We start from the raw sequence: 4,193 nt of genomic DNA, 5'->3' as shown, positions 1-4,193 counted from the left end.
AACGGCGGCTGGATGCTCCGGTACATGCACGCGACGGGGGCGAGCTTCTTCTTCATCGTCGTCTACATCCACATCGGTCGCGGTCTATATTACGGCTCGTACAAGCCGCCGCGCGAAGTGCTGTGGCTGCTCGGGCTCGTTATCTTCCTGCTGATGATGGCGACCGCGTTCATGGGCTATGTCCTCGTCTGGGGGCAGATGAGCTTCTGGGGCGCGACGGTCATCACCAACTTGTTCTCGGCGATCCCACTCGTCGGCGAGACGATCCATACGTGGCTGCTCGGCGGTTTCGCGCCGGACAATGCGACGCTCAACCGCTTCTTCTCGCTTCACTATCTGATGCCGTTCATCATTCTCGGCGTCGTCATCCTCCATGTCTGGGCGCTGCACATCCCGGGGTCGAACAACCCGACCGGCATCGACGTCAAGTCGGAGGCCGACACCGTCCCGTTCCACCCGTACTACACCGCGAAGGATTTCTTCGGACTCGGCGTGTACCTGACGCTGTTCTGCATCGTCGTGTTCTTCCTGCCTAACGCGCTCGGTGAACCCGACAATTATATCCCGGCGAACCCGCTCTCGACACCGGCGCACATCGTTCCCGAATGGTATTTCTGGCCATTTTACGCGATCCTTCGCGCCTTCACGCAGGACTTCCTCTTCATCCCGGCGAAGCTGTGGGGCGTGCTCGGCATGTTCTCGGCGATCCTGATGTTCTTCTTCCTGCCGTGGCTCGATACTTCGCCGGTGCGTTCGAACAATTATCGCCCGCTAATGCGGCAGTTGTTCTGGCTGTTCGTGGTCGACCTGATCGTCCTCGGCGTCTGCGGCGGCAAGCCGGCGGGTGAGCCGTGGCTGCGGATCAGCCAGATCGCCAGCGCCTATTACTTCATCCATTGGCTCGTCCTGGTGCCGATCGTCAGCCGGGTCGAGAAGCCACTGCCGCTGCCTAATTCGATCAGCGAGGCGGTGCTCAAGAAGCAGACGAACACCGGCGCGCCGATTACGCTTCAACCCAAGGGTGCAGGGATCGCTGAACTTCCCGCGTCCGGCCAGCCGGCGGAATAACGACCATGGTCAAGATGATTGCCTTCGTCATCGGCGCGGTATTCGCGGTCACGCTCCTGTTCGGTGCCGTGATCCCGCGCGACGCCGCGGTGCCTGATCCGGTGTTGAAGTATCACCTCGCGCCGAAGGAAGTGTCGTGGCAGAACGACGGGATCTTCGGCACCTTCGACCGCGGCCAGCTCCAGCGCGGTTATCAGGTTTATAAGGAAATCTGCTCGGGGTGCCACTCGATCAACCGCGTCGCGTTCCGCAACCTGACCGAGATCGGTTTCACCCCCGAACAGGTCAAGGCGCTCGCGAAGCAGTCCGATGTCGCCACGATCGACGACAAGACCGGCGATCCGACGACCCGCAAGGGCATCCCCGCCGACAAGATCCCCGGACCGTATGCGAACGAGGCCGCCGCGCGCGCCGCGAACAACAATGCGCTGCCGCCCAACCTCGCGCTGATCACCAAGGCGCGTGAAGAGGGTCCGCGTTACGTCTATTCGCTGCTGACCGGCTACCGCGACGCGCCGGCCGACTGGAAGGTCCCCGATGGCCTGTACTATAACCCGTACTTCCGGTCGCTGAACGTTGCGATGCCGCCGCCGCTGTCGGCTGATGGCCAGATCACCTACACCGACGGGACCAAGTCGACCGTCCAGCAGAACGCGAAGGACGTCGCCGCCTTCCTGACCTGGACCGCCGAACCGAGCCTCGAGGCTCGACGCCGCACCGGGGTTGGCGTCGTGATCTTCCTCGCGATCCTCAGCGCGCTCGGCTACCTCAGCTACCAGCGCGTCTGGGCGGACCTCAAGCGCAAGCGCCCGACGATCGTTCCGGCCGAATAGCAGTCGGTGGCCCTCGGCATCATCGGCGGCAGCGGGCTCTACGGCCTGCACGTCGAGGATGCCGAGTGGCGCGACGCCGATACGCCATGGGGCCCGGCGTCGGACGCGTTGCTTCATGGCCGGCTCGGCACCACCGAGATTGTCTTCCTGCCACGGCACGGGCGCGGACACACGCTCGCCCCGTCCGAGATTAATTATCGCGCGAACATCGCCGCGTTGAAGGCGGCGGGCGTGACCGCGATCGTATCACTGTCCGCGTGCGGCTCGTTCCGCGACGACCTCGCCCCCGGCAGTTTCGTCGTGATCGATCAGCTTGTCGACCGGACACGCGGTCGTGTTACCAGCTTCTTCGGCGATGGCATCGTCGCGCACGTCAGTCTCGCCGATCCGTTCTGCGCGAGCCTCGGCGACGCGATCGGCGCCGCTGCGCCCGACTGCGTTCGCGGTGGGACCTATCTCGCGATGGCCGGGCCGCAGTTTTCGACCCGCGCCGAAAGTCGCCTGTACCGCGCCGCCGGCCTCGATGTCATCGGCATGACCGCCGCCCCCGAAGCCGCCTTGGCGCGCGAGGCCGAGCTCTGCTACGCGACCGTGGCGATGGTCACCGATTACGACAGTTGGCGGTCGACCGGCGAGGCGGTTGATGTCGCCGCAATCCTTTCCGTTCTCGGCGGGAATGCCGCGCGCGCGGCGGCACTTGTCGCGGGCGTCGCGGCGGGATGGAGCTATTACGCCTGCGGCAGCGGCTGTAGCCACGCGCTCGATCACGCCGTCATCACCGAGCGCGGAAAATGGCCGGCCGCGACGGTCGAGCGGCTGCAGGGCGTTGCCGGGCGGGTGCTGCGATGAACGACGACCTGCGAGCCCTGATCCGCACCATTCCCGACTATCCGCACGCCGGCATCATGTTTCGCGATATCACGACGCTGCTGCTCGACGGCGCCGGCTTCGCGCTGTCGATCGAGCGCCTGGCGGCGGCGGTCGCCAGCGATTTCGACCAGATCGCCGGCATCGAGGCGCGCGGCTTCGTCTTTGGCGCCGCGCTCGCGCACCGGCTCGGCAAGGGCATGGTGCTCGTGCGCAAGAAGAATAAGCTCCCGGGCGCGGTGATCGGGGTCAATTACGCGCTCGAATACGGCGAAGACCGCGTCGAGATCCACGCCGACGCCGTGATCCCGGGCGCGCGCATCCTGCTCGTCGACGACCTGATCGCGACCGGCGGCACCGCGCTCGCGGCGGCGCAATTGTTTCGCGTGGCGGGTGCGAGCGTCACCCAAGCCGCGTTCGTCATCGACCTGCCCGCACTCGGCGGCGCGGCACGGCTGCGCGCCACCGGGGTCGAGGTCAGCGCGCTGCTCGCGTTCGACGGCGACTGAGCGGCGCTATTCCTTGACCGGATTGAGCGCGGTGCCGGTATCGATCCGGACCGGGCCGGTGCACTGCGCCACCGCCGCGCGCGCGCCGGTCATCCAGCTGATCGTGCCGAACTGGAAGCTGCTGCGACGTCCACCGGTGACGGCGACCTCGTCGGACGTCGGATAGCCGCAGCTGCCCCCTTCGCGACCGGTCGCGAGCCACTTCGCACGGATCAGGCCGATGATCACGTGCGTGCCCGTCTTCGGCAGGAAGTCGATCGTCGCATTGTTGGAGAAGTCGCTGAAGCGTCCGCCGTTTGCGCCGGGCATCTCGTCGGTGACCGGAAAGCCGAGACTGATCTCGCGGCCCAGCTGATTCCACTTCGCCCCGATCAGCCCCCAGGTCGCATGCGCGCCGAACTTCGGGTGCCAGGTGACAAAACCGTTCTTGAAGCTGTTGATCCGTCCGCCGTCGGCCGCCGGACCTTCATCGCTCGTCGGCACTCCGAGCGGCCCGGCCGACGCACCGAGCGCGCGCCATTTGTTGCCGATCTCGCCGTACACCTGATATGCCCCGACCGGCCGGCCCATCGCGAGGCTCGCCACCAGCACCACGATCATGCGCATCCCCGCGGCCCCCCGGCATCGTTGAGCGGCCGGTATAGCGCGTCAGACGTTGAAGCGGAAGTTCATGATATCGCCGTCGGCGACGACATAGTCCTTGCCTTCGGAGCGCAGCTTGCCTGCGTCGCGCGCCGCCGTTTCGCCGCCGAACTTGATGAAATCGTCATAGGCGATCGTCTCGGCACGGATGAAGCCGCGTTCGAAATCGCCGTGGATGACGCCCGCCGCCTGCGGGGCCTTGGTCCCAGCGGTGATCGTCCACGCGCGCGTCTCCTTCGGCCCGGCGGTGAAGTAGGTCAGCAGGGCGAGCAGC

6 protein-coding genes are annotated in these 4,193 nt (G+C 66.1%); 4 read left to right on the top strand and 2 right to left on the bottom strand.

The window, feature by feature from the left end:
* The 4 genes from ACFE7D_RS14125 to ACFE7D_RS14110 all read left to right on the top strand — a co-directional run.
* Positions 1–1,068 (top strand): cytochrome bc complex cytochrome b subunit (locus tag ACFE7D_RS14125; RefSeq protein ID WP_375396047.1); only part of this gene is annotated, 1,068 nt, incomplete at its 5' end.
* A 5-nt stretch (positions 1,069–1,073) separates the two neighbouring features.
* The gene (locus tag ACFE7D_RS14120) at positions 1,074–1,901 is read left to right on the top strand and encodes a cytochrome c1 (RefSeq protein ID WP_375396046.1); all 828 of its coding nucleotides are present in this window, start codon (positions 1,074–1,076) and stop codon (positions 1,899–1,901) included.
* A gap of 6 nt (positions 1,902–1,907) precedes the next feature.
* Complete coding sequence (locus ACFE7D_RS14115) at positions 1,908–2,750, top strand: S-methyl-5'-thioadenosine phosphorylase (RefSeq protein WP_375396045.1); 843 nt, start codon at positions 1,908–1,910, stop codon at positions 2,748–2,750.
* On the top strand, positions 2,747–3,277 hold the full coding sequence (locus ACFE7D_RS14110) for an adenine phosphoribosyltransferase (protein WP_375396044.1): 531 nt from the start codon (positions 2,747–2,749) through the stop codon (positions 3,275–3,277). The genes ACFE7D_RS14115 and ACFE7D_RS14110 overlap by 4 nt, the downstream gene beginning before the upstream one ends.
* Positions 3,278–3,283: 6 nt before the next feature.
* Here ACFE7D_RS14110 and ACFE7D_RS14105 read toward each other — a convergent pair whose 3' ends face one another.
* Positions 3,284–3,877 carry an LGFP repeat-containing protein gene (locus ACFE7D_RS14105; RefSeq protein ID WP_375396043.1) on the bottom strand — a complete coding sequence of 198 codons (594 nt, stop codon included), beginning with the start codon at positions 3,875–3,877 and terminating at the stop codon, positions 3,284–3,286.
* A 48-nt stretch (positions 3,878–3,925) separates the two neighbouring features.
* A partial coding sequence (locus ACFE7D_RS14100) for a DUF933 domain-containing protein (protein WP_375396042.1) occupies positions 3,926–4,193 on the bottom strand: 268 nt, incomplete at its 5' end.

Source organism: uncultured Sphingomonas sp. (genome assembly GCF_964244235.1).
In the GTDB taxonomy this organism is placed as follows: domain Bacteria; phylum Pseudomonadota; class Alphaproteobacteria; order Sphingomonadales; family Sphingomonadaceae; genus Sphingomonas.
The sequence above is the reverse complement of the archived record's forward strand: the minus strand, read 5'-3'. Positions and strand labels throughout refer to the sequence as shown.